Source organism: Nonomuraea sp. NPDC049625, assembly GCF_040675285.1.
Classification (GTDB): Bacteria; Actinomycetota; Actinomycetes; order Streptosporangiales; family Streptosporangiaceae; genus Nonomuraea; species Nonomuraea angiospora_A.
This window is the reverse complement of record NZ_JBFAOQ010000029.1, coordinates 1-24,271: the sequence shown is the minus strand read 5'-3', so window position 1 is coordinate 24,271 and position 24,271 is coordinate 1. Positions and strand designations below refer to the sequence as shown.

Genomic DNA, 24,271 nt, shown 5'->3' with positions numbered 1-24,271 from the left:
GCGGATGGCGGACGCGTTCTTCGGCGACGCGGGCACCAGGACCACTCCTGAGAGTGAGGGACGCTGTCCGTCGTGAGAGGGATGCGCCGGGCGGCATGAATCCTGATACTGGGCGAGATGCCCGGACTCACTGAGCGGCTGCGCACCCGGTTCCAGAACGTACCCCCACGCGTGGTCGACATCGCGATCACTGTCGTCGTGTCGGCCGCCACCGTCGGTCCCGCGCTGGTCCCCTTCCCGCAGCCGTGGTGGGTGGTCACGCTGGCCGTGCTGGCTTCGGTGCCGGTGCTGTGGCGGCGGACGGCGCCACTCGTGGTGACCGGTGTGGTCGGGCTGGCGATGACGGCGCTGGTGATGTGGGAGAAGCCGATGCTGCCGTACGGGCCGCTGGTCGGCACCTACACCATCGCCGCGCTGAGCCCGCCGCTGCTGCGGCTGGTGGCCGTCCCGGTCATCGGCGCCGGAGTGTACGTCTCGCTCGTCCTGCCGCAGGAAGATCTGGATTCTTATCGGGTGGTGGGTACGGCGTTCGTCGCGGCGTACGCGCTGGGCACCAGTACCCGCGCCCGCCGCGCCCGAGCCGCCGAGCTGGCCGAACGCGCCCTGCGGATGGAGCGGGAGCGCGCCATCGCCGCAGCTCACGAGCGGGCTCGCATCGCCCGGGACATGCATGACATCCTCACCCACTCGGTCGGCCTCATCGTCGTCCAGGCTGAGGCCGGGCCGCTGATGCTCCGGGCCGATCCCGAACGTGCGGAGGCCGCCTTCGACGCGATCGCCGACACCGGCCGGGGCGCGATCGCCCAGCTGCGGGCCCTGCTCGGCGCGATGCGCTCGGGCCAGGACGGTCACCGGGAGCCGCAACCCGGGCTCGCGGCCCTGCCGGACCTGGTCGAGCGGACCGGCCGTACCGGGCTGCGGGTGACCTTGACCAGCGACGGCCCGTCGCGGCCGATCCCCGCGGAGGTAGACGTGGCGGCGTACCGGATCGTGCAGGAGGCGCTGACGAACGTGCTGCGCCACGCGCACGCGCGCACCGCGCGGGTACGACTGTGCTGGACGCCGAGCGCGCTGCGGGTCGAGGTGACCGACGACGGCAGCGGCGTGGACGGCGCCCCCGGAGGGCATGGCCTGATCGGGATGCGCGAACGGGCCACCGCTTGCGGGGGGACGCTGCACGCCGGTCCGGGGGACAAGGGCTTCGTGGTGGTGGCCACGCTTCCGGTTGGATAGGCGTATGCTCCGCGTGCTCGTGGCCGACGATCAGGATCTGTTCCGGGGCGGCTTCGCCATGATCCTGAACGCTCAGGCCGACATCACCGTCGTCGGCGAGGCGGCCGACGGCGCCGAGGCCGTTCAGGCAGCCACCGAGCTGCGCCCGGACGTCGTGCTGATGGACATCAGGATGCCCGGCATGGGCGGGATCGAGGCGACTGAGCGGATCTGCTCGGCGACGTCCGCCAAGGTGCTGGTGTTGACCATGTTCGATCTGGACGAGTACGTCTACGACGCGCTGCGCGCGGGGGCCAGCGGATTCCTGCTGAAGGACATCCGTCGCGACGAACTGGTCGCGGCGGTGCGCGTGGTGGCGGCGGGAGAGTCCCTGCTGGCGCCCACGGTGACCAGACGTCTCATCGAGGACCTGGTCCTGCGGCCGAATCATGGGGTGGCGCCCCGGCTGGCCGCCCGCCTCACCGAGCTGACCAGCCGTGAGGCCGAGACGCTGCGGCTGGTGGCCCGGGGGCTGTCCAACGCGGAGATCGCCGGCGAGATGGTCGTCAGCGAGTACACGGTCAAGAGCCATGTCAGCCGAATCCTGACGAAACTGGGACTGCGCGATCGGGTACAGGCGGTCGTGTTCGCCTACGAGTCGGGACTCATCGTCGCCGGTGGCGCCTGAGCGTCCGTGAGGGGGAGTGCGGAGATCACTCTTCCCGCCGATGTGGCGGCAGGGCTCCGGTGCGGAGTATCGAGGCAGTTCCCAGGTGGAGGAGTCTGCTCGATGAGATCACAACGATGGTGGCTGATCGCCGCGGCGGTGCTGTCGGCCACGCTGTTCTGGTTCGGAACCGGCTTGCGGCCGGTGCCCTGGTGTACGTGGATCGCGCCGATCCCGATCCTCGTCCTGGTGCCGCGCTACTCGGCGCGTGCGGCACTCGCCAGCGCGTCCGTCGCCTGGCTCGCAGGCCAGACCCCCATGTGGGGATATTTCCTGAACACGGTGCAGATACCGCCGGTGATGGTCGTCCTCCTGCTCGTCGGTTCGGCGCTGCTGTTCGGCCTGGTGGTGATCGCCTACCGGGGCCTGACGTTGCGCGGACGCCCGCTGATGGCCGTCGGCGTCGTCCCGGCGGCGTGGGCCGTCATCGAGTACGCGCTGTCGCTGATCACACCGAACGGCGCCTGGTGGAGCCTGGCCTACACCCAGGCCGACGTCCTTCCCGTCATCCAGCTCGCCTCGGCCACCGGGCCATGGGGAGTGACGTTCCTGCTGATGGGAGCCCCGGCCGCGGCCGCCGCCCTGCTGACGCACGCTGCGGTCGGCCGGGTGCGGGTGGCCGTGGCCGCCGCGCTGGTCGCGGCCGTGGCGGCGGGATACGGATTCTGGCAGCTACGGCCGGCCGAAGCGGGAACGGCGGTCAAGGCGGCGATGCTGGCCACCGACCGGTCGATCGACCCGGCGGCGGTGACCGGTCCCGAAGGGCGAACCCTGCTGGCCGGCTACATGAGCCGCATCCCGGCCCTGGCCGAGCGTGGCGCCGACGTCGTCGTACTTCCCGAGAAGGCGTTCCGGGTGGATGAGGCGGACCTGCCGTCGCTCGCCGGACCGTTGTCCCGGCTCGCCTCCGACCATCGCCTCGACATCATCGTCGGGCTGATCCTCACCAGGGACGGCCGCGAGTACAACGCGGCCATCGACTTCCCCTCCCACGGCGGCCGGCCCGTCGAGTACGTCAAGCGCCACCTCGTCCCGGGCCTGGAGAGCGAGTTCCAGGCAGGAACGGCGCAGGCGTTCGTACCCGGGTCCGGCGGGCGATGGGCGATCGCGATCTGCTTCGATCTCGACTTCCCCGACCTGGTCCGCGACTACCGGCGCGACGGGGCGACCGCGCTGTTCGTACCGGCCTGGGATTTCGGCGACGACGCCTGGCTGCACAGCCGGATGGCGATCACGCGCGGGATCGAGAACGGCCTGACGGTGGCACGAGCGTCCCGGCAGGGCGCCCTGACCGTGAGCGACCCCAACGGTCGCCTGCTGGCCGAGGCCCGCACCACGGACGACTCCTTCGTGTCGGTGACCGCGGACCTGCCGGACCGTGCGGTGCGGACCCTGTACACCAGGTTCGGCGACTGGTTCGCGTGGGCCTGCATTCTCCTGCTGGCCGCGATATGCGCGGGCGTGACCTTCCTGCGGCCCCGGGCTTCGACTCCGTCAGCAGGAAGCAAGCGACATGAAGCACCGACAGCCCTGATCCCGTGATGAACGGGAACAGGACGTAGTTCGGTGGGAGCCTGTGACCAGGTGGATTCCAGACAGCGGAAGGCCGGCCAGGTGCGGGCGAGCATCCCCGCGGCGGCCTGTTGCCCGGGCCGGCGAGCGGGGGATCCTGGATGCGTGCAGACACGACGATCCGCCTCCGAACCGCCGACCTCGCCGCTGCTGGAGCGCATCCGCGCCGCCGTCATCGGCGACGACGAGGTGCTGCGGGGCCCGTACGGACCGCGCCGCATCATCTACGCCGACTACACCGCCTCGGGCCGGTCGCTCGGCTTCATCGAGGACTTCGTCCGCGACCACGTCCTGCCGCGCTACGCCAACACCCACACCGAGAGCTCCGGAACCGGGCTGCAGACCAGCCGATTACGCGAGGAGGCCCGCGGCGCCGTCCACGACGCCGTCGGCGGTGGCCCGGACGACGTGGTGATCTTCTGCGGTTCGGGCGCGACCGCGGCGATCAACAAGCTCGTCGGCATCCTGGAGCTGCGGGTCCCCGGCCGGTACGCGCCGATGGTCCCGGAGGAGGACCGGCCGGTGGTGTTCGTCGGTCCGTACGAGCACCACTCGAACGAGTTGCCCTGGCGCGAGTCCATCGCCGACACCGTCGCCATCGGCGAGGACCGCGACGGCCACATCGACTGCGACGACCTGCGTGTCCAGCTGGCGCGCCACGCCGGCCGGCCGCTGCTGATCGGCAGCTTCTCGGCCGCCTCGAACGTGACCGGCATCCTGTCCGACACCGAGCGCATCGCGGCGCTGCTCCACGAGCACGGCGCGCTGTCGTTCTGGGACTACGCGGCGGCCGGGCCGTACGTGCCGATCCGGATGGCCGCCAGCGCGCCCGGGGCGAACGACCACAAGGATGCGATCTTCCTGTCGCCGCACAAGTTCATCGGCGGGCCGCAGACGCCCGGTGCCCTGGTGGTGAGGCGCGAACTGGTCCGCAACCGGGTGCCCACCGCGCCGGGCGGCGGCACCGTGCTGTTCGTGGACCCCACCGGGCACCGCTATCTCGACGACGCGGTCGCCCGCGAGGAGGGCGGCACACCGGCCATCGTCGAGTCGATCCGCGCCGGGCTGGTCTTCCGGCTCAAGCAGGCCATCGGCACCGACCTCATCCAGGCTCGTGAGGAACGCTTCTGGCAACGGGCCCTGCGTCGATGGGAGAGCAACCCGAACATCGAGATCCTCGGCGACCGGCACTCTCGGCGGCTGTCCATCGTGTCGGTACGCATCCGGTCCGGGGAGCTGTTCCTGCACCACAACTACGTGGTGGCGGTGCTGAACGACCTGCTCGGCATCCAGGCGCGCGGCGGCTGCTCCTGCGCCGGCCCCTACGGCCACCGCCTGCTGGCCATCGACGCCGCGCGCTCGCGGGCCTTCGAGGAGGAGATCGGGCATGGCTGCCAGGGCATCAAACCGGGCTGGGTACGCATCAACTTCAACTACTTCGTCTCGGACGCGGTCTGCGACTACCTCATCGAGGCCGTCGAACTGGTCGCCCGGTACGGCCACCGGTTGTTGCCCGATTACCGCTTCGAGCCCCGTACCGGGCTGTGGCGGCACCACCGCGACTCCGCCGAGCCGCCACTGCACCTTTCCGACTTGCGCTTTGACGACCCCGGCGCGCCGCCCGCCCCACATGTCCGGGCCGGCGAGGACGCCCTGCCCGGCTACCTGGAGGAGGCGCGGGCCATCCTGGCGGCCCGCCCCGACGAGATCGACCTGCGCCCGCCCGGCCTGCCGGACGACTTCGAGCGGCTGCGCTGGTTCCCGCTGCCGGCCTCCTGCCTGGCCACTGCGGCGAGGAGGCCATCGCTTCGGTGATCGCCGGGCCGGTGTCTCAGGCGTTCCGGCAGGCGGCCAACCGGTCGGCCGTATGCGAAGCACTGCTTCTTCCTCGGCGAGAACGGCCGGACAAACCGACATTCTCCGGGAACCAACAGTCGAAGATCGCGGGTGTGCATGTACGGACGATGATCGGGTACTCATGTCGTCATGCCCGTTACAGGCTATGAAGGATGGTTATTAGGGGCTCGGTACAGGTTACTGGCCGAGCTGGGCCGAGGGGCCATGGGCAGGGTCTGGCGCGCTCATGACGAGCTGCTGGATCGGCAGGTGGCGGTCAAGGAGATCCGCATCCCGCACCAGCCGGGGCCAGAGCGCGAGGCGCTGCTCAGGCGGACCCTGCGCGAGGCTCGCCTGACCGCGCGGCTGAGCCACCCGCGCATAGCAGCCGTGTACGACGTCGTGGTCGCCGACGAACGGCCGTGGATCGTACTTCAGCTCGTCCCCGCCCCCAGCCTCGCCCAGGTGATCAACGAACGGGGACCGCTGCCCTCGTCCGCGGTCGCTCGAATCGGGCTCGAAGTGCTGGACGCCCTGCGCGCCGCCCACGCCGGCGGCATCGTGCACCGCGACATCAAGCCCGCCAACATCCTCATCACCGACGACGAGCACGCCATCCTCACCGACTTCGGGCTGGCCAGCACCCTGGATGACCAGGCGCGCCGCACCCGGGAGAGCGTCGTCGTCGGCACCCCCGCCTACATCGCCCCCGAACGCGCCCGCGGTGGCCCCGCCACGCCGCAGGCCGATCTGTGGTCGCTGGGCGCCACCTTGTACGCGGCGGTCGAGGGCCGTGCCCCGTTCGGGTTCAGCAGTGAGCTGGCCACCCTGTCCGCGGTGATGGCCTCGGACCCCTTGCCGTTGGAGCACGCAGGGCCGCTCACCTCGATCATCGCCGGGCTGCTGGACAAGGATCCGGCCCGGCGTACGGACGCGGCTCGCCTTCACGAGCAACTGTCCACCCTGTGTGAGCAACCGGTCATTCCGATCTCTTCGGACCCTCCGACCGTTGACGGTGACAGCGGGCAGATCAGCGGCTCGCCCGTCGGCCGCCCGCTTGGGGAACGGACGCCGTACCGGCAGTGGGCCGTCGAGCATTGGCGGCAGGCGGCCGTCATCGCGGCCCTGATCGTCAGCGTCATGGCGACCACCTCGTGGTGGCGCGTCGAGCCGAGCACGCACCATTCGCCACCCCTGACGGAGGCCACTCCGCCGCCCACCGCGATCGAGCCGGATACGGCGCTGCCGGCCCATCTCATCTCGGGCCAGCGCCGGGTCGCGAGGAGCGAACCGGAGCATGCTCGTACGGAACCACCCCTCTCCACCGACGTGGCCGGCGTCCCGCATGGACAGGCTAAGAAGATCAAGACGAAGAAGATCAAGATAAAGGGTCACGGCCCGAAATGACGGTCGCGGCCGCTGGTGTTCGAGACCATGGAGCACGGTGGCGGCGCCCGTCGTCAGCAGGCCGAGTCGGGGCACCGGTGTGACAGGTCGTCGTCTGTTTGAGCCGGAGGCGGAACCTGGGCTGTTCTGCCCGTCACGCCGACGCGCGTACGACCACGAGAACCACCACCAACGCCAGCACCAGGACATCGACGGATACCGTCGCCGCCGAGTCGGACACCCGGATCCGGCTGATGACTGCACCGGCCATCAACATGACCAGTCCGATCGACGCGGCCACGCCGAGCAACGGCACCGCGAGCCCGGCGAGCAGCCCCAGACCCCCGGCTGACTCGCACACGCCGATCAATTGCCACAACCTCGGCCGGAGTCCGAGATGATCGCGGATCGCCAGCGACTGCGGCAGACTCAGCACCTTGACCCCGCCGGTCCCGAGGAACAGCAGACCGAGCAGGATCGACAGCACGACAACGACGGTGCTCATCAGTGGCGCTCCAAAGATCCATACAGCACAAATGACCTGCGCTATCGCGGCACCCGCTTATCGATCGGCCGCACCATCGGACGAGGTGGCGTCGCGCCCGCGCGAGCGGTACTTGGCGATCTTGGCAAGGTTGCCGCAGCGGTCCATCGAACACCAGCGACGGCGGCGCGCCTGGGAGTCGTCGAGGAACACCAGCGTGCAGTCAGGGCTCTCGCACTCTTTCACCCTCGCGGCAAGAGGCCCGCTGAGCAGGTCGATCCCGTCCCGCGCGAGGGTGGACAGCGCCGCGCCGACCGGCGTGGGGGTCGGCCATCGCGCGGTGAGGGGGCTCGTCCCTGAAGCGGTGGCGACCTCCAGTCGCGGCGCAAGATCGGCGACGGCTGCCATCCGGTTGATCACCGCCAGCGCGTGCCGGTCCGGGCGCGTCCCGTCGAGCACGCAGCGCACCAGCCGGTAAATGGCCTCGCGCAGCTTGCGGGCCTGGTCCAGCTCGTCCTCGGAGACCAGTGGTGGCTTGTTGGCGAGACCGACCTCGCGCAGCCACCTGCCGAGGCGCTCGGGCGTGGGCAGGCGCTCGATGTCGAGTGTGCCGCGCTTGCCGAGCGTGTCCACCAGGTCCAGGCACGGTCGGCCGCCGACGAAGACGAAGGCGGGAAGCGGCTCGGCCTCGGACGTTCGCGGGTTCATGGCAGCACCCTACCAGTTGACACCGGTTGAACCAGTGTTGCAGGCTGACACCTGTTCAAACGGTGTCACGAAGGAGAGTCATGCGCGCTGTGGTGGTGCAGGCATTCGGAGGTCCGGAGGTCCTCAACGTCGTCGAGGTGCCCGATCCGTCACCCGGCCCCGGCCAGGTGCTGGTTCAGATCGAAGCCGTGGGAGTGAACCGGGCCGACGCGCTCCTCCGATCGGGCCGTTACCACCGGGCCGACCCGCCACCCGTGATCCTCGGCCTGGAGGCGGCCGGGACGATCAGCGCCTTGGGCGAGCGCACGCACGGCTTCCGCGTCGGGCAGAAGGTCCTGATGAGGGGGGAGCCCAACGCACCTGGTTTCTACGCCGAGCAGGCTGCGATCTCGACCGAGCGGGTGCTGGCGCTGCCGGACGGCGTGGATCCGTTCCACGCGGCGGCGCTGCCGGTCGCGTGGCTGACAGCCTGGTACTGCCTCACCACCCTCGGACAGATCCAACCCGGCCAGACGGTGCTGATCCACGCGGCGGCCAGTGGCGTGGGGAGCGCGGCGGTGCAGATCGCCGCGGCGGCCGGGGCGCGGGTGATCGCGGCGGCCGGCACCAAGGAGAAGACCACGTGGGTGGCCGAACTCGGCGCGCACGAGGTGCTCGACTCCCGGCAGTTGTCCGGCGACGACCTCCTCGACCACGTCAAAGCCTTGACAGGCGGACGCGGGGCCGAGGTGGTGCTCGACACGGTCGGCGGCGACGTCTTCCCGCTGAGCCTCAAAGCCGCCGCGCCGGGCGGGCGGGTCGTGGCCTTGGCCAACGTCGCCCTGGCGCCGAGCGTGATCGACACACGCGACTTCTATCCGAAGAACGTGAGTATCCACGGCTACCAGTCCGCCAACCTCGTCGAGCTCGGATACGACCCGCGTGCCGACCTCGAGCAGTTGGTCGCGAAGGTGGCCGGCGGCGAGCTGCGCGTGCCGGTGGATTCCGTCTTCGCCCTGCAGGACGCAGCGGAAGCACACCGGCGCTTGGAGTCCCGCGCCAACCGCGGCAAGGTCATGCTCGGCACCGGCGATGGCCACAGGCTGCCTGGCTGACAAGCCGCTGCTCCACCGATGAGGACGGGCCCGCGCCGTACGGCCCAAGCTGGGGAGACGCTTCAGCGGCCGGCCGTGGCACCTGAACTTGAGTGAGCGCTGTCGCAAGCTGGGCGATCTCGACCGCGCCCGTGATCATGCCTGGTCGGTGCGGGGCGTGAGCAACCGCGACCTGGGCTGATGCCTGGCGACAGGTCTCCGTGTCGCCAGGCGTCAGCCGATCAGCGCACGGCGTACGCGCGGGTGATGGTCTGGGTCACCGCGCTGCCCGACATGTCGGTCGCGACTGCTCGGAGGGAGACGAACCCGGCGGTACGGGGGTTCGGCACTGCCGCCGTCCAGCCGGACCCCTTCCGGACCACCGGAACCGCCCGCCAGTGAGCCCCATCATCGGCGGACATCTCCAGCCGGAGCGACCGTACGTCCGCCGGCCCCGAGCCGGGGTCACGCTCGATCCACAGCGGCAGCCGGGTCACGCTCCCGCCGGCGGCGCGGTTGGCGTCGTCCAGGCCCTCGGGCCGGAAGCGGACCGCCATCAGCGGCAGCGCCTGCTCCTTCGCGGTGGTCCCGGAGCGGAACGTCCACACCGACTCCACCGCCGTGGACAGCGCCGACGACGACCGCCGCATCGACGCGGTGAGCGTGTACGCGCCCGTCCCGGCGGCCAAGGCGGCCCGCAGCTCACACCGTCCCGGATCGAAGGCGTCGCAGGTGGACAACTCCGCCCGCGCCACCTCCGCCCCGTCCCTGGTCAGCGTGGCGGTGCCGGTGGCGGCGGTGTCCGAGCCCGTCCTGCGCTCGAACCCGTCCGCGAACATTCCCGTCCCCGCGAAGACCAGCTCGTCGCCGGTACGCGTACCGGCTGGCAGCAGGAACGACGGCCCGACGACCGCGGCGTTCCAGACCTCGCTGCGGCTCTCACCGCGCTTCGCCATTCTGCTTCCGCCGAACATCAGCGCGTCGCCGACCTGGAGCCCGCTCTCGTACACCAGCCCGGGCGTCAGGTACTGGACCAGCGTCCCCGGTAGCGGGATCTCGCCGACCGGCCCGCTGAGGGTCGAGCCGGGCGAGTAAGGGGAGCTCAGCCCGAGCATAGGCGTGCCCGACTCCCCCGAACCCCGGTAGGTCGCGGTCACCTTGGCCAGGTCCCGCTGCCTGAAGGCGCGCGAAGGATCCTCGGGAAGGCCGCCGTTACGCCGGTCGACGAGATCGTAGACGTACGGGCTGGGCGTCCGGTCCTTGCTGAGCCAGGTGGTCCTCAGCGAGTACGTCAGCCCGGCCTGGGAACTCGGGACGACGAAGAGCTGGCTGTTGGCGTCTATCCGGCTCTGGCTTCCGCCGTTGCTCCAGGCCCCGTGGACCACTTCCTCGTCGAACCCCGGCTGGAGCTCCGCGCTCGGATCGTCCACTGTGATCTTGACCGGACGGCCCTGACGCGCGTCCACCGTGAACCGCTGGTCGCCGTCCACCCTCAGCGGGCTGTCGGACATCGTCACGACGGTCTTGCCGTTGATCTTCTCGTACATGTAGGCGTAGACGTTCCAGTCGCCCTTGGGCAGCCGGGCCTTGGCCGCGCCGTCCTGGAAGAACAGGGCGTGGATGGTGCCGGTCCTCGCGTCGTAGATCTCGCAGATCAAGGGGTCGACCGGGGCGCCCTGCCTGCCGACGACGTTGACGGTGACGTCGTACGACTCCGGCTCGACGTACGCGCCGGCCAGCGTGCGGATCACGGTCTCGCCCGACCTGGCGGTCACCGTGCCCGGATAGTCGCCGGGCGCCTTCCCCGCGGCGTCGATCGTGAGCGTGAGCGACGCCTCGCCCCCGGCCGGGACCGTGATCTGGCCGGCCGGCAGCTTCAGCGTCTCACCGTCCGCCTCCAGGGCCAGGGTGACGGGGGTCTCGCCGGCGTTGGCGTACGTGATCGTCCTGGTCGCCGTACGCTCGTCCGAGCCGTTGTACGGGAACGCCGCCCACACGTTGGCCTGCTGGGCCACGACGTCCTGGCGCAGCACGCGTACCAGGTCGATCAGCCCGGCGCCCTGCCGGTAGAGCGTCGCCCCCTGGACCGGCGCGGCGCTGCCGATCAGCGCGGCCTTGAGACGCGCGCCCGTCCAGTCGGGATGGCGCTGGGCCAGGATCGCCGCCGCCCCCGCCACGTGGGGGGCGGCCATCGAGGTGCCGCCCTTCGACTCGTGACCGCCCCCGGGAACGGCGGCCATGATGCCCACGCCAGGCGCGGTGACGTCGGGTTTGATCGCGTGGTCGCCCGCTCGCGGGCCCGAACCGGAGAAGTCGGCGAGCCGGCCCTGCTTGTCCACCGCACCCACAGTGAGCGCCGCGTCGGCGCTGCCGGGAGTGAAGACCATGGGCCGGTCGTTGCCCGCCGCCACGACGAACAGCGTGCCCGTACGCTCCGACAGCGTGTTCACCGCCTGTTCCATCGGGTCCAGGTCGGGGCCGTCGGGGGCGCCGAGGCTCATGTTCACCACCTTGGCCTTGACCTCGGTGGCGGCCCATTCCATGCCGGCCAGGACGGTCGAGTCCGTCATGCCGCTCCGGCCGCCCACCTTCCCGATGGCCAGGTTCGCCTCCGGCGCCACCCCCCGGTACTTCTCATCGCGGCTCGCCACGATCGAGGCGACATGGGTGCCGTGGCCGTTCTCGTCGCGGATGTCGGGGTCGGTGGTGAAGTTCCGTTCCTGGGCGACCGCGCCCTTCAAATCCGGATGGTCGGGGTCGTACCCCGAGTCCAGGACCGCGACCGTGACGCCCTTGCCCGTGAACCCCTGCTCCCACGCCCGCGGAGCGCCGATCTGCTTGACGCTCTCGTCCAGCGTGAACTCCTTGCGGCCGTCCAGCCAGAGTTTGGTACGGCCGGCCGTCAGAGTGCGGGCTCGGGTGAGGTCGTGCCAGGTCCGGGCGGCGTTCGCCTTGGGCAGGCGGGCCGCGCTCATGCCGAGGGCCGACAGCCGCCGTACCTGGCCCTGGGAGCTGGTGAACCCCTGCGAGATGATGGGGATGTCGGGGGTGTCGGCGTCGCCGTAGCGCCACTGGAGGAGCTGGGTGACGTCGAACAGGCGCCGGTCCAGTACGTCCTGGGCGAGCAGCGGCAGGGCGTCGGACGGGATCACGTACAGATGGCCTTCCCGGACCTGCCGCGTGAAGGAGACCTCACGGCCGGGACCGGGCTGCACGCGATACCTCTGGCCGGTGACCGTGACGCGGTCCCCGGTGATCAGGGTCACGCTGTCCGGCCGCTGGGTAGGCTGCTGGGTGGCTTGCTGAGTGGGGGCCGGCGTCGCGCCCGTGGTCGCCGCCGTCACCAGGACGGCGGCGAGTAATGCCTCGCCTCTGGTCACGGGCGGCCCTCCGGCGTCTCGGGGAGCTCGTCCGTCCAGTCGGTGGTCACGGTGATGTACCCGTCGGTCCGCGCCACGCCTCCGTCACCGGCGAGGAGGAGGTTGGCACGGACGACCCGGGCGCTCTCGGGATCGACGACCAGCTCGATCGGCTTCCCCTCGCCGTCGGGGTCGGGCATCCGCAGGGCCTGGCCGCCTTCGACCGCGCCCGTGTTCTCGACTCCCGGCGTCGCGGCGAGCGCCCGGAACGCCGCCGAACGGACCTCCGTGGGCACGGGCAGCTCCGTGATCAGCGCGAGCAGGGTGAGGGTGGGGTCCCCCTGGATCTCGGACGCGGACATGTCGTTCGGGTTGCCCTTGCGCTGGACGATCCACGCCTTCAGCGCCTCCGGATCCGTCGGCAGCTTCTCGAGGTCGGCGAAGCTCACGTCGGCGCCCTTGAGCGCGAGCGAGACCGGGGTCGATACGACGTCGCCCGGAGGGTCGCCCGGCCCGTTCCTCGTCCAGCGCCTGCCGTCGCGCGAGGTCCAGCTCTCCATGGGGGGAATGTCGCTCTGTGACACCGTGGCGGTGACGTGCCAGTAGGTCCCGGAGCTTTGCGGCATACGTTCCGCGCTGACGGCAGCCATGAGCAGGACCTCCTTGCCCGAGACCGGAGCCGCGGCGATCACCTGCACCGGTGCGCCGCCGTTCGTGACCGCCCCCGTAGCGATCACGACCGCGGCGGCCGCCCCGGCGGCGACCAGCGCCACGCTCGGTACGAACCACCTGACGCGCCCCCGGCCCAGCGTCCTGTGGCCCCGCGTCCTGTGCTGGAGCCTGCTTCGGCTGCGCGCGGCCACCTCCTCGGACGGCTCCGGCTTGGCCAGCAGGCTGGCCACTTCCTCCAGGTCATTCATGGGGTCTCCTTGCCTTTGAGTGCGCTGTCGATAAAGGCGCCGTCGATCCGGGCGTGGATCTTGGCGCGGGCCCGGCTGAGCCGCGAACCCACCGTGCCGATGGAGATGCCGAGGGCCTGGGCGATCTCGTCGTAGCTCAGCCCTCCCAGCGCCAGGAGCAGCAGCACGTCACGCTCGCCACCGTTCAGCGAGGCGAGCGCCATGGCCAACTGTGGCTGCATGCGCTGGGCGGATACCGAAGCGACGACCCGGTTCTCGTGCCCTTCCACGACCGGTGCGGGGTCCAGCCGGGCCAGCGCCTTGTAGTGGCGGGCCTCCTTACGGCGATGCCTGGCCACCAGGTTCGTGGCGAACCCGAACAGCCAAGGCCGTAATCCCCCCAGCTCCGGGTCGAACCGATCCCGCCGATCGAACGCCAGCAGGAACGTCTCCGCCGCGATGTCCTCGGCCACCTGCGTGTCCAGGCGGCCCGCCACGTACAGGTAGATGTCGCGGAAATAGCGGTCATGCACGGCGGTGAACAGCTCGGGGTTCCGCCGATAACCGGCGACGAGGTCGGCGTCGGTCACCTGCTCGCCCACGTCGGCGGTCACGTGCCCGTCTCCATCATGAGTGTGCCTTCCGGACGGTGATCATTGCTTTCATCCATCCTTCGTCGCAGGCCCACTTCTTCTTCCCACCACCCCCAACCGCCCTCCCAGCACCCACCGCGCCACCGCACATCAGCGGCGTACCGGGTGGCGGTTCGGATCAGGTACTGGCATCGGTGACCATAAGCCGGCCGACGCGGGGGAGCGTCAGCTGGGCGGCCTCGTGCCGGCCACCCGCTCGGCAGCGTCGGCGCGCGGCGGCCGGACCAGCTCGCCCTCGGTGACGCCCGGCGCGACCTCTCAAGGACCCGACGACGTGTGTCCTCGATTCGGGGGGGCGAAGTACGGTTGCGTCACCGGCGATCCATCCCGTTCCGTGGGAGGCGATGCGGCGCGGGGTCGCCTTCGCGTTGCCGCCGAACAGCAAGGCGGGCCCGCCCGGTGCGGCCGGTCGCGGGCCCACGGGCCGTTGGACGCCGTGACTGCGGTGAGCCGATCCAGCGTGACCGGATCGCCCGTCAGCGTGGCTGGTCGGGCTTGATCGGGAGGCCGTGTGAGCCGGTCGGGTCGTACCGCAGGAGCGCTTGGAGATCGGCGACGGGCAGGACTCCGGAGACCGGCGGGCGGCCGTTGATCACGAGGCTGGGCACGCCGGTGACGCCGTGCTCGGTCGCGCGGCGCCGGTCGGCGTGGACCTCGTCGGCGTAACCGTCGCCGTCCAGGACAGCGCGCACCTCTCCGGCGTTCAGCCCGGCCTCGCCGCCCAGGCGCCGCAGGACCTGCAGGTCGGCCACGTTGAGCCCTTCGGTGTGGTACGCATGCAGCAGCAGCTCCAGCGTCTGGTCGGCCCGGCCGCGGTCAGCGGCGAGCTTGACCAGCCGGTGCGCGTCGAAGGTGTTCACCGGGCGGGCCAGCTGCAGGTTCAGCTCCCGGCCTTCGGCCGCGCCCAGCGACCGGATCCGGGCGATGCGGGCGGGCGCCTGCTCGCCCCACCAGCCGGCCATGGCCTCTGCGGCGGTCGGGCCGGGGGTTCGGCCTTCGTCCGGTGCGAGTTCGTAGCCGCGCCAGATGATCGCGATGCTGTCGCGGCCGGTGTGCTGGGCCAAGGTGGCCGTCAGGCGTCTTTTGCCGATGTAGCACCAGGGGCACAGCACATCGGCGTATATCTCAAGCTTCATGAGCGTCCCGCACGGTGATCGTGGTTGATGGAGCGAGTTCGGCCCACCCGGCGGCGTGCAGCCGCCCGCCGGGAGGGATCGGGCGATCAGGCATCGGGGCCCTGCGGCCCGGGTCCGATCTCTCAACCGCAGTTGAGGTCAACCGCCGTGCGGAGGCGTAACCGACCCTGCTCTACTTCCGGCCGGAAGCAGTCTCCGGGAGTGACTTCCGGAAACACAACGCAGCGATGAGGTGGCGCCTGCTTCCAGGGCTGCCAGTGGCCGTGGGGCCTGGGTTCGTCTGAGCGCGCGCTGCGCGGTCGTGCGAAGACAGCTTCCCCGCAAGTGGGCGGCGGGGGCGACCGACTGGCTCGCCGAAGGACCCGGTGCTGGACCGATCAACGAGTATCACCAAGCTGTGAGGGCGGTCTGTGAGGACGGTCTGGGAGGGATATGCGCCGAGACCGGCGGGCGGCGTTCAAGAGGGAGGCCGCCCGCCGGCCGGGGTCACGTGTCCTTGCAGCCCTTGCCCGGCTTCGGGCATCCCGGGCCCGGTGTGGACTTGACCAGCATGAACCTGGCCGTGCCGACAGCCGAGGTGTTGCCGGCCTTGTCGGTGGCCCGGTAGGTCACGGTGTGGGCGCCCGGCTGGGTGACGGCGAGCGGCTTCGCGTACACCGCGTACGGCTGGCCGTCGAGAGAGTACTCCACCGTGTCGACCCCGGACCCGGCGTCGGTCGCGGTGAGCGTCACCGTGGCGGAGCCCACGTAGTTCCAGGCCCAGTCCATGTTGCCGGTGATCTGCGCCGTCACCTGCGGCGCGGTGGTGTCCTCTCCCGGAGGAGCCGCCACGGTGAACGTCACCGAGCCCACCGGCGAGGTGTTGCCGGCCTTGTCGGTGGCCCGGTAACGCACGATGTGCGCGCCCGCCCGGTTGACCGACACCGGAGCCGAGTACGCTGTGAAGGCGCCGTTGTCCAGGGAGTGCTCCACGGTGTCGACCCCGGACTGGGTGTCGGTCGCCGTGAGGGTGACGGTCGCGGAGCCGATGTAGTTGCCGTCGTCGTTCCGGTCACCGGTCACCTGGGCGGTCACCTGCGGGGGAGTGGTGTCCTTCTCCTGCTCCGCCACCACCGTGAACGTCGTCGTGCCCGGGTCGGAGGTGTTGCCCGCCTTGTCGGTGGCCCGGTAGGCCACGGTGTGGGCGCCCGGCTGGGTGACGGCGAGAGGCTGCGCGTACACCGCGTACGGCTGGCCGTCGAGGGAGTACTCCACCGTGCCGACCCCGGACCCGGCGTCGGTCGCGGAGAGGGTGACGGTCGCGGAGCCGATGTAGTTGCCGTCATCGTTCCGGTCGCCCGCCACCTGGGCGGTCACCTGCGGGGGAGTGGTGTCCTGGCCTGGAGGGGCCACCACGGTGAACGTCGTCGTGCCCGGCTCGGAGGTGTTGCCGGCCTTGTCGGTGGCGCGGTAACGCACAGTGTGCGCACTCACCTCGTTGACCGTCACCGGAGCCGAGTACGCCGTGAACGTCCCGCCGTCGAGCGCGTACTCCACCGTTTCCACCCCCGACTCGGTGTCGGTCGCCGTGAGGGTCACGGTCGCGGAGCCGATGTAGTTGCCGTCGTCGTTCCGGTCGCCCGCCACCTGCGCCGACACCTGCGGCGCGGTGGTGTCCGTGCCGCCGCCGTCGGTGACCACCAGTTCGCCGACCATCTGGCCGTGACCGGGAATCGCGCAGAAGAAGCGGTACTTGCCCGGAGTGAGGTTCACCTGCGCCTGGTGCCGGCCGCCGTTCGCGTCGAAGGGGCTGGCGATGATGTTGAGGCTGACATCGTGGTTGTAGCCGGGGGTGGAGACGTCGAAGGTCAGGGTGTGCGTCATGCCGGTGGTGTTGCCGGTCGCCGCACTGTTCTCGAAGACGATGGTGGTGGGCCCCGCGGTGGCGGTGTCCGGCGTCGACTTGTACGCGGTCATGCTGTTGTCGGCGTTCCAGGTGAGCACCTGGTCCGCCTGGGCCGTCAGCCGCATGGGGGGCTGCGCGCCGGCCTGGACCGACGACAGGAAGAGCGCGGGAAGCCCCACGGCCAGCAGCACCACGGCCAGGCCCGGCGCCGTGGCAGCGGCTTTGAACGTCCTGCGTAAGGCATGGATCAATCGGACATGCATGGGATCGATGCACCTCTCAAAGTCTGCGCGGCTGGGGTGGGGTGCCGGGCGGGGTTAGCGCCCCGGCCCGGCACCCGGCCGATGGACCGGCCTAGAGTTCGCGCACCCGGATGTTGCGGAATTCGATCGCGTCGTTGTTGCTGTGGTTCTGCAACCCGACGAACCCGCTGATGAACTGGCGCAGGTCCGTGGGCGGGTCGCCGGCGCGGGACGACGTCTTGCCCGGCGTGTTGTCGAACTCGTTGATCACCTTGCCGTTGCGGGTGATCGTGTAGTGCTGCCCGACCGCCCGGACCTCGTAGTCGTTCCACGTGCCCTTCGGGGTGACCCCGGCCTTGTCCAGGCCCATGGCGGCGAAGTTGTAGACGGAGCCGGTCTTTTGCGGCTCGCCCGTGTCGCCGTCGTAGATCTGGATCTCGTGACCGCAGAAGATCGCGACCCAGGCGGGCGATGTACGGGCCGAGCCGGTCGTTCCGCAGCTTCCCGCCGGACGTTGCTCCAGCGGCGTTCTCGGGTCGGGGAACCGTACGAAGACCCCGCTGTTGGCGCGGAGCGCGTCGGGCGCGACGTCACGGAACTGCAGCCTCAGCGAGAAGTCGGCGTACGCCTTCTTGGAGTACCACAGCATTCCGAGACCGCCGGAAGCGCGGATCGTGCCGTCCGGCTGCAGGTTGAACTGTCCTGACGGGGCCTGCGTCCATCCCTGGAGCGACTGCGCCGTCCCGTCGAAGAGGGTCTCGTATCCGTTCGTCTTGCCGATCTGGGACTCGGCGGCCGCCTTCTTGAGCGCGGACGCCTCGCGGTCGTCGATGACGCCGTCCTTGCGGGCCTTGTTCACCACGTCGTTGAGGTGGCTCATGAACTCGCCGTGGTTCTTCCAGTCGCGCTCGTCGTCGATCAGGTCGTTCAGCGTGCAGCCGCCGCCGGCCACGCGGTTGGCCACGCCGGTGTCGGTGTCGAGCAGCCGGACCGTCGGCCGGGCGTCGGGGGCGGTGCATTCGACCTTGACGTCGATCGTGCCGGTGGCTGTCGTGCCGTCGGCGTAGGTGACCTTCAGCGTCGCCTTGTAGGTGCCGAAGTCCTTGTAGGAGTGCGTGGGGTTCGCCTCCTTCGACGGCCTGCCGCCGTCGCCGAAGTTCCACTCCCACGACACGCCGCCGGCCTTCGTGCTGGAGAACGCCATCGTCCTGGGGTCGCTCTGCCGGACGGGACGCGCCACGGCCAAACTCGGGTTCGGCGTCGCCGGACCACCCTTGTAGGCGACGCGGATCAGCTTCTGGTTGGGGTGGAGGCTGAAGAACCCGCCGGCGTAGTCGAGCATGTAGAGCGCGCCGTCCGGCCCGAACTTGGCGTCCATCCACGACTGCATCTGGGTGTTGCCGCCGCCGCCCGGGATGATCTGGCGCAGGTCCTCGCCGAACACGGGCCGGCCCGCCTCGGGCACGGTCTTCGGGTCGACGGTCACGGCGACGCGGTTGTTGCCGTTGGACTCGTCACCGATGAACCACTTGTTCTCCCAGTACGCCGGCCACGCCACACCGCTGTCGGTGTCGACCTGGGAGCGATGGTAGGTCGGCCCCGACATGACCGCCTGGCCGCCGCCCTTGAGGTAGGGAATGGTGAGGGTCTCCTCGCCCGGCTTGTACGTGGGCAGGCCGCTGCCGTCGGTCCGCTTCGGGTAGACGGGGCCGCCGCCCTGCGGCGAGTACCAGATCATGTTGGAGCGCGCCGGCGGGATGTCGACGAGGCCGGTGTTGCGCGGTGAGGTGTTCTTCAGGTGGTCGCAGTCGTACCAGTCGGCGGGCTGGGTGGCGTCGACGTTGCTGCGGTCACGGTAGGGCTGCTTGTCGCCCATGCAGTACGGCCAGCCCTGGTTGCCGGCGGACCTGAGGATTGTCGCGGTCTCGTACTTGGCGGGACCCCAGGTCTCGCTGGGGCCGCCGGCGTCGGGACCGACCCATCCGGCGGTCAGCCAGTCGTTCACGTTGTCCCAGGCGATGCGCGCGATGTTGCGGACGCCCATCACCCAGATCTCCGGGCGGGTCTTGCCGCCGCCCTCCTCCTTGCCGGTGAACAGGTTGCCCTTGGGGATGGTGTAGGTGCCGTCGGGCTCCGGGTGGATACGGAGGATCTTGCCGTTGAGGTCGTTGGTGTTGCCCGCGGTACGGCGGGCGTCCTGGAATGAGACGCCCTTGTAGTCCGCGGTCCAGTTGTTGCCGGAGTAGCCGCCCGAGCCGCCGGAGGAGTTGCTGTCACCGCTGCCGACGTAGAGGTTGCCGTCCTTGTCGAAGGCCATGCCGCCACCCGCGTGGCAGCAGCTGTGGATCTGGGTGTCCCACTGCAGCAGGTCCTTGCGGGTGGCCTGGTCCATGGTCTGGTTGGCGGCGTCGTAGGTGAGCCGGGAGACCGTCCGCTTGCCGATCCGCTTGTCCCTGTCGATCGACTCGTGCGGCATCCAGTAGACGTAGACCCAGCCGTTCTGCTCGAACTTGGGGTCGAGCGTGATGCCGATCAGGCCTTCCTCGTTCTTGACCAGTTCGTCGCCGCTGCCGCGGTTGCCCATGACGGCGAGCGTGGTCAGGAGCTTGACCTGCTTGGTCTTCGGGTCCCACTGGTGGATGGTGCCGCAGCCGAGGCCGACCTTGGGGTCGTTCCAGTCGGCGATCGGGCCGGTCGTGCAGGCCGCCTTGCCGATGTAGAAGACCTTGCCGTCCGGGGCGATGGTCAGACCGTGGGGCTCGCCGATCTGGTCGAGCTGGCCCGGCTTGTTCTGCGCGGTCAGCCGCTCGACGGTGTAGTTCGAGGCGATCGTCGCCTGGCAGTCACCGCGCACCAGGCCGGCCGCCCACCGGATGGCGCCGCCGAGGTGGCTCTGGAACTGCTCGTCGCCGGTGTAGCCGGCCTTGGTGCCGCCCATGCCGGTGTAGAACGACCGGCCACCGTCGTAGTCGCGGCACCACGAGATCGGATGGAACGCGCCGTTGCCGTTCAGGCCCTGGTCGTACGTGTGCTCGCCGACCTGCGCGACCGTGTGGACCTTGCCCAGCGGGTTGGGGCTCCAGTTCATCCACGTGTCGGTGCGCTTCACGGTGAAGGGCAGCCCCTTGTTCGCCGGGTGCTGGCGGTCGACGAGGTCGACGACGGCCTCCTGCGGCTTGCTCTCCGGCGGCTCTCCGGCGGTGGGGCCGAACAGCCGCAGCTCGGCGAGCTGGATCAGGGGCTCGCCGCTGTTCGCGGTGATGTTGAGCCGGTAGTACTGGTACGCCGTGCTGTTGGCGAACGTGTATTCCTTGGTCTGGAACCGCTGGGAAAAGCTCTCCCCGCTCCGCTTGTCGAGGTCGGTCCAGTCCGTCCCGTTCTGGGAGCCTTGTAGGGCCCAGTCCTTCGGGTCACGCCCGGGGAAGTCGTTGGCGGACGTCAACGCGTAGTGCGCGATCGCGACCGGCTTCTCGAGCTTCCCCTGGATCCATCCGGTCGGCGTCCGGGCCAGCCACTTGGTGTCGTTGCTCCCGTCGAACAGCTTGTCCTTCGTCTCGTTCGGCGGGTTCTCAGCGCTGGCGGCGCTCTCCACCACCTTCTCCGGAGGGGGCAGGGCGCCGGCGGGGCGGGTGCCGATCAGTTCGGTGAACCAGGCCGAGTCCGCCTGGGCGCGCGCGGCGTCGTGGACTCCGACGAACCCGCCGCCGTCCCTGATGTACGCCTGGAAGGCGGCCAGCTGGCCGTCGTTCAGCTCCGCGCCCTTGGCGGACAGGAACACCACGCCGCGGTAGCGCGCCAGGTTGTCGGTGGTGAAGACCGCCGGATCCTGCGAGGCGTCGACGGAGAAGCCGTTCTTCCCGCCCAGTTCCTTGATCGCCGCCGTGGCCTGCTTGACCGGGTCGTCCTGCTTGTCGGCGGGGCCGTGGAAGACCAGCACGCTGACAGGGCCCTTTCCGGGGCCGTGTTCCGGCGGCTTCGGGGCGGCGGCCTGTGCCTGGGCGGGTACGGCGGCGGGGGTCGCCAGCCCGAGGATCAGGACGGCGCTCGACATCGTGATCAGTAAGCGGCGCCAAGCGGTCGGTCGGGGCGGTAAGAGGGCTTTTCGGCCCATCGTTCGCTCCTTCGGGTTGAGGGTGATTCGGGACCTGCTGGGGAAGAGCTGAGGGTTCTGCCGCGGCCGGGTCCTGGGCCGCGTCAGTGATGCGCGCCCGTCGTGGGGCTCGTCGTGGGGCTCGTCGTGGGGCCCGCATGGCCGTCACCCGAGTGATCGGGGACGTTCCCGTCCGCGTCGGTGACCGTGAAGATCCCGGCCATCCCCATGTCGGAGTGGCTCTGGACGTGGCAGTGGTACATCCACGCTCCCGGGCCGACGCGTTCCCCGGCGATCACCTGGAAGCCGAACGACTCGGCCGGTCCGGTGATCTTGGTGTCGATGATCCGGCTCTGGTCCTGCGGGTGTTCCAGCAGGCCGGTGCGGTTGTCGGCCCAGCGGTGCCCGTGGATGTGGAACGTGTGGTAGAACTCGCCGTGCGTGATCACGATCCACTCCACCCGCTCGCCGAGCTTCGCGACGAACTCGGGCGCCTGGTGGGCCGGCTGGTTGTTGATCGACATGTCGTTGAAGACGACGGTGAACTGCTTGTCCGGCCTGATGTCGCCCCTACGACGGACCACCAGCGGCCCGTAGAGCCCCTGCCGGATCCCCCCTGTGCCATGATCGGTTCCCACGACGTGGTCGTGGTAATGCCAGTAGCCGGCGCTGCCGGGCTCGATGCTGCCGCCCGGGCGCCGGCCGGGGGCGTGGGTGCGCCAGGTGTAGGTACGCCGGCCGCCCGGTTCCACCACGCTGTCGTTCAGTCGGGTGCCGTCGCTGGCCGCGTCGTAGTCGACCCCGTGCACGTGCAGGCTGGCCGGCACGTCCAGGTTGTTGACCATCTCGATCTCGAGGGTGTCGCCCTCGACCATTTCGATGAGAGGGCCGGGGATCGTGGGCTTGCCGGGCTCCAGGCCGTAGCCCAGCCGGCCGTCCGGCAGTCGCTCGGCGTAGAGGGTCATGCGGCGGACGTTGCCCTTGCCGGGCTTGTCCGCGGGCTTGTCGATCGTTGCTTCTGCCTGGCTGGATGCCACTAACGGTGCGACCGCGGCGAACGCCGCGGAGGCGGTGAAGGCACGCCGGGAGAACAGGCTTTTCGCCATGCCTCTGCCTACCTCGGTCATGGTTCCCCAATCGGTGACGGCGCCCCACTCGCGTGAGGGCTGGGATGCGGCTGCTCGTGTGGTTCGGGAGCGAGCGTGTAAGAGTGGGAATCACAGAGGGTCGAGGGTGGTAGTTAGGGTGACCGCCGATGGAAGTACGCGCCTTTTTTGACCAAATGTCAAGACTTTCGCCAGAATCTGGCCAAAGGTCTGCGCGATCCTCTACGTGGCGACCCGCCGGGTGTGTCGGTCGCATCCGATCGACGTGGCGATAGGGCACGAGCCGGTCATCTTCTGCTTGACCATCGGTAAAAGTCGCTCTTAGCATCGCGGCTAGTGACATATCGGACGTATTTCTCGTCCGGCATGGAGCCCGACACGTAGGAGCTTGTATGGACAAGGTCGGGGTGTGGCTCATTGGGGCACGGGGATCCGCGGCGACCACCGCGACCGCCGGTGCCGCGGCGATCAGGGCAGGGCTCGCGCCCCCGCAGGGATGCGTGACCGAGTCCCCGGGATTTCCCGCGAGGCTCGTCCCGTTCGCCGGCCTGGTCTTCGGCGGCCACGACATCAGCGAGGTCTCCTTACGCAAACGCGCCGAACAGCTGAGCAGGGCGGGGGTGATCCCGCCGGACCTGCCACGGCTGATCGCCGCGGACCTGGACGCCGCCGACGCCGAGATCCGGCGCGGCCACGTCCCCGGCGACGGCGGGCAGGCCGCGGCCGCGGCCCGCCTGAGCGGGGACATCGCCGGCTTCCGCGCCCGGCACGGGCTGGCCCGGGTGGTCGTCGTCAACGTGTCGTCGACCGAGCCTCCCGTCGGCCCGCGTCCTGAGTTCGAGAGGCTGGCCGATCTGGAGGAGCGGCTTGCGACGGGGGATGACGTCCTGCCGCCGAGTTCGCTGTACGCCTATGCGGCGTTCCAGGCCGGGTGCGGCTATGTGGAGTTCACGCCTTCCCCCGGGCCGACCCTGCCGGCGCTGGCGGAACTCGCCGCCCGGCGGGGCGTGCCGTACGCGGGACGCGATGGGAAGACCGGCGAGACCCTGGTCAAGAGCGCGCTCGCGCCCATGTTCGCCGATCGGGCGTTACGGGTGCGCTCCTGGTCAGGGCTCAATCTGCTCGGCGGAGGGGATGGGGCGACGCTCGCCGATCCGGCTGCCAGGTCGAGCAAGGAGCTCTCCAAGGACCAGGTCGTCGCCGGGGTCGTGGGAGAGCCCGTCGAGGGGCGGACGCACATCGACTACGTCGCTGACCTGGGAGAGTGGAAGACCGCCTGGGACCATGTGACCTTCGAGGGCTTTCTCGGCGTGCGGATGGCGTTGCAGTTCACCTGGCAGGGCTGCGATTCGGCGCTGGCGGCCCCGCTCGTCCTGGACCTGGCCCGGCTGGTTGCGCGGGCGCATGAGAAGGGACGCAGCGGGGTGCTCCCCGAGCTCGGCTACTTCTTCAAGAACCCCTTGGGCACCGGCGAACACGCCCTGGCCGCCCAGTACGCCCGCCTGCTCGCCTTCGCCGGGGAGCTGTCGTGAGGGCGCTGCTGGAGCTGGTCCGCGCGCCGGCCGCGCTGTCGGTGCCCGGCGACACCATGGCGGGTGCGGTCGCCGCTGGACGTAGCCCGAACCCGGGGCTGGCCGTGGCGTCGGTGCTCATGTACTGGTCGGGAATGGCGCTCAACGATTGGGCCGACCGCGAGGCCGACGCCATCGAGCGGCCCGAGCGCCCGATCCCGTCCGGCAGGGTCCGCCCGGGCGCCGCGCTCGGGGTCGCCGCCGCCCTCACCGGTGCGGGCCTGGCCGTCGCCGCCGTCGCCGGTGGACGCCGCGGCCTCACCGTCGCCGGTCTGCTGGCCGGTGCGGTGTGGGCCTACGACCTGGGCCTCAAACGGACGGCGGCGGGCCCC

The 24,271-nt window shown here is 70.3% G+C and carries 17 protein-coding genes; 8 read left to right on the top strand and 9 right to left on the bottom strand.

Going from position 1 to position 24,271, the window contains the following annotated elements:
* Positions 1-117 precede the first annotated feature (117 nt).
* The 5 genes from AB0J87_RS59640 (at position 118) to AB0J87_RS59620 (ending at position 6,754) form a co-directional block, all read left to right on the top strand.
* Positions 118-1,233, top strand: coding sequence for a sensor histidine kinase (locus AB0J87_RS59640; protein WP_363984217.1), 1,116 nt, complete (start codon positions 118-120; stop codon positions 1,231-1,233).
* Between the two features lie 4 nt (positions 1,234-1,237).
* A complete protein-coding gene (locus AB0J87_RS59635; protein ID WP_363984215.1) occupies positions 1,238-1,900 on the top strand; it encodes a response regulator transcription factor in 663 nt (220 codons plus the stop codon).
* Between the two features lie 102 nt (positions 1,901-2,002).
* On the top strand, positions 2,003-3,481 hold the full coding sequence (locus AB0J87_RS59630) for a nitrilase-related carbon-nitrogen hydrolase (protein WP_363984213.1): 1,479 nt from the start codon (positions 2,003-2,005) through the stop codon (positions 3,479-3,481).
* 135 nt (positions 3,482-3,616) lie between these two features.
* Positions 3,617-5,326, top strand: a complete 1,710-nt coding sequence (locus AB0J87_RS59625; protein ID WP_363984211.1) for an aminotransferase class V-fold PLP-dependent enzyme — start codon at positions 3,617-3,619, stop codon at positions 5,324-5,326.
* 171 nt (positions 5,327-5,497) lie between these two features.
* Positions 5,498-6,754 carry a serine/threonine-protein kinase gene (locus AB0J87_RS59620; protein WP_363984209.1) on the top strand — a complete coding sequence of 419 codons (1,257 nt, stop codon included), beginning with the start codon at positions 5,498-5,500 and terminating at the stop codon, positions 6,752-6,754.
* Between the two features lie 133 nt (positions 6,755-6,887).
* Here AB0J87_RS59620 and AB0J87_RS59615 read toward each other — a convergent pair whose 3' ends face one another.
* Positions 6,888-7,220, bottom strand: coding sequence for a DoxX family protein (locus AB0J87_RS59615; RefSeq protein ID WP_363984207.1), 333 nt, complete (start codon positions 7,218-7,220; stop codon positions 6,888-6,890).
* Positions 7,221-7,295: 75 nt separating this feature from the next.
* Entirely contained in the window at positions 7,296-7,925 is a 630-nt protein-coding gene (locus tag AB0J87_RS59610) for a CGNR zinc finger domain-containing protein (RefSeq protein ID WP_363984205.1), read from the bottom strand.
* Positions 7,926-8,005: 80 nt separating this feature from the next.
* On the opposite strand from AB0J87_RS59610, the gene AB0J87_RS59605 reads away from it, so the two are divergent.
* A complete protein-coding gene (locus AB0J87_RS59605) occupies positions 8,006-9,019 on the top strand; it encodes a zinc-binding dehydrogenase (RefSeq protein WP_363984203.1) in 1,014 nt (337 codons plus the stop codon).
* A gap of 221 nt (positions 9,020-9,240) precedes the next feature.
* Here AB0J87_RS59605 and AB0J87_RS59600 read toward each other — a convergent pair whose 3' ends face one another.
* From AB0J87_RS59600 to AB0J87_RS59570, 7 genes are all read right to left on the bottom strand, one after another.
* Positions 9,241-12,378: a S8 family serine peptidase gene (locus AB0J87_RS59600; protein ID WP_363984201.1), complete on the bottom strand. Its 3,138-nt coding sequence runs from the start codon at positions 12,376-12,378 to the stop codon at positions 9,241-9,243.
* Entirely contained in the window at positions 12,375-13,277 is a 903-nt protein-coding gene (locus tag AB0J87_RS59595; RefSeq protein ID WP_363984199.1) for a CU044_5270 family protein, read from the bottom strand. Before AB0J87_RS59595 ends, AB0J87_RS59600 begins: the two co-directional genes overlap by 4 nt.
* Positions 13,274-13,870 carry an RNA polymerase sigma factor gene (locus AB0J87_RS59590; RefSeq protein WP_363984197.1) on the bottom strand — a complete coding sequence of 199 codons (597 nt, stop codon included), beginning with the start codon at positions 13,868-13,870 and terminating at the stop codon, positions 13,274-13,276. The genes AB0J87_RS59595 and AB0J87_RS59590 overlap by 4 nt, the downstream gene beginning before the upstream one ends.
* A 515-nt stretch (positions 13,871-14,385) precedes the next feature.
* On the bottom strand, positions 14,386-15,045 hold the full coding sequence (locus tag AB0J87_RS59585) for a DsbA family oxidoreductase (RefSeq protein WP_363984195.1): 660 nt from the start codon (positions 15,043-15,045) through the stop codon (positions 14,386-14,388).
* Between the two features lie 486 nt (positions 15,046-15,531).
* Entirely contained in the window at positions 15,532-17,193 is a 1,662-nt protein-coding gene (locus AB0J87_RS59580; protein WP_363984194.1) for a hypothetical protein, read from the bottom strand.
* Between the two features lie 91 nt (positions 17,194-17,284).
* Positions 17,285-21,223 carry a ThuA domain-containing protein gene (locus AB0J87_RS59575; RefSeq protein WP_363984192.1) on the bottom strand — a complete coding sequence of 1,313 codons (3,939 nt, stop codon included), beginning with the start codon at positions 21,221-21,223 and terminating at the stop codon, positions 17,285-17,287.
* A gap of 143 nt (positions 21,224-21,366) precedes the next feature.
* The gene (locus AB0J87_RS59570; RefSeq protein ID WP_363984191.1) at positions 21,367-22,368 is read right to left on the bottom strand and encodes a multicopper oxidase domain-containing protein; all 1,002 of its coding nucleotides are present in this window, start codon (positions 22,366-22,368) and stop codon (positions 21,367-21,369) included.
* A gap of 392 nt (positions 22,369-22,760) precedes the next feature.
* Here AB0J87_RS59570 and AB0J87_RS59565 point away from each other — a divergent pair, with 392 nt between their 5' ends.
* Both AB0J87_RS59565 and AB0J87_RS59560 read left to right on the top strand, forming a co-directional pair.
* On the top strand, positions 22,761-23,900 hold the full coding sequence (locus AB0J87_RS59565) for an inositol-3-phosphate synthase (RefSeq protein WP_363984190.1): 1,140 nt from the start codon (positions 22,761-22,763) through the stop codon (positions 23,898-23,900).
* A gap of 56 nt (positions 23,901-23,956) precedes the next feature.
* The coding region (locus AB0J87_RS59560) for a UbiA family prenyltransferase (protein ID WP_363984326.1) at positions 23,957-24,271 on the top strand (315 nt) is incomplete at its 3' end.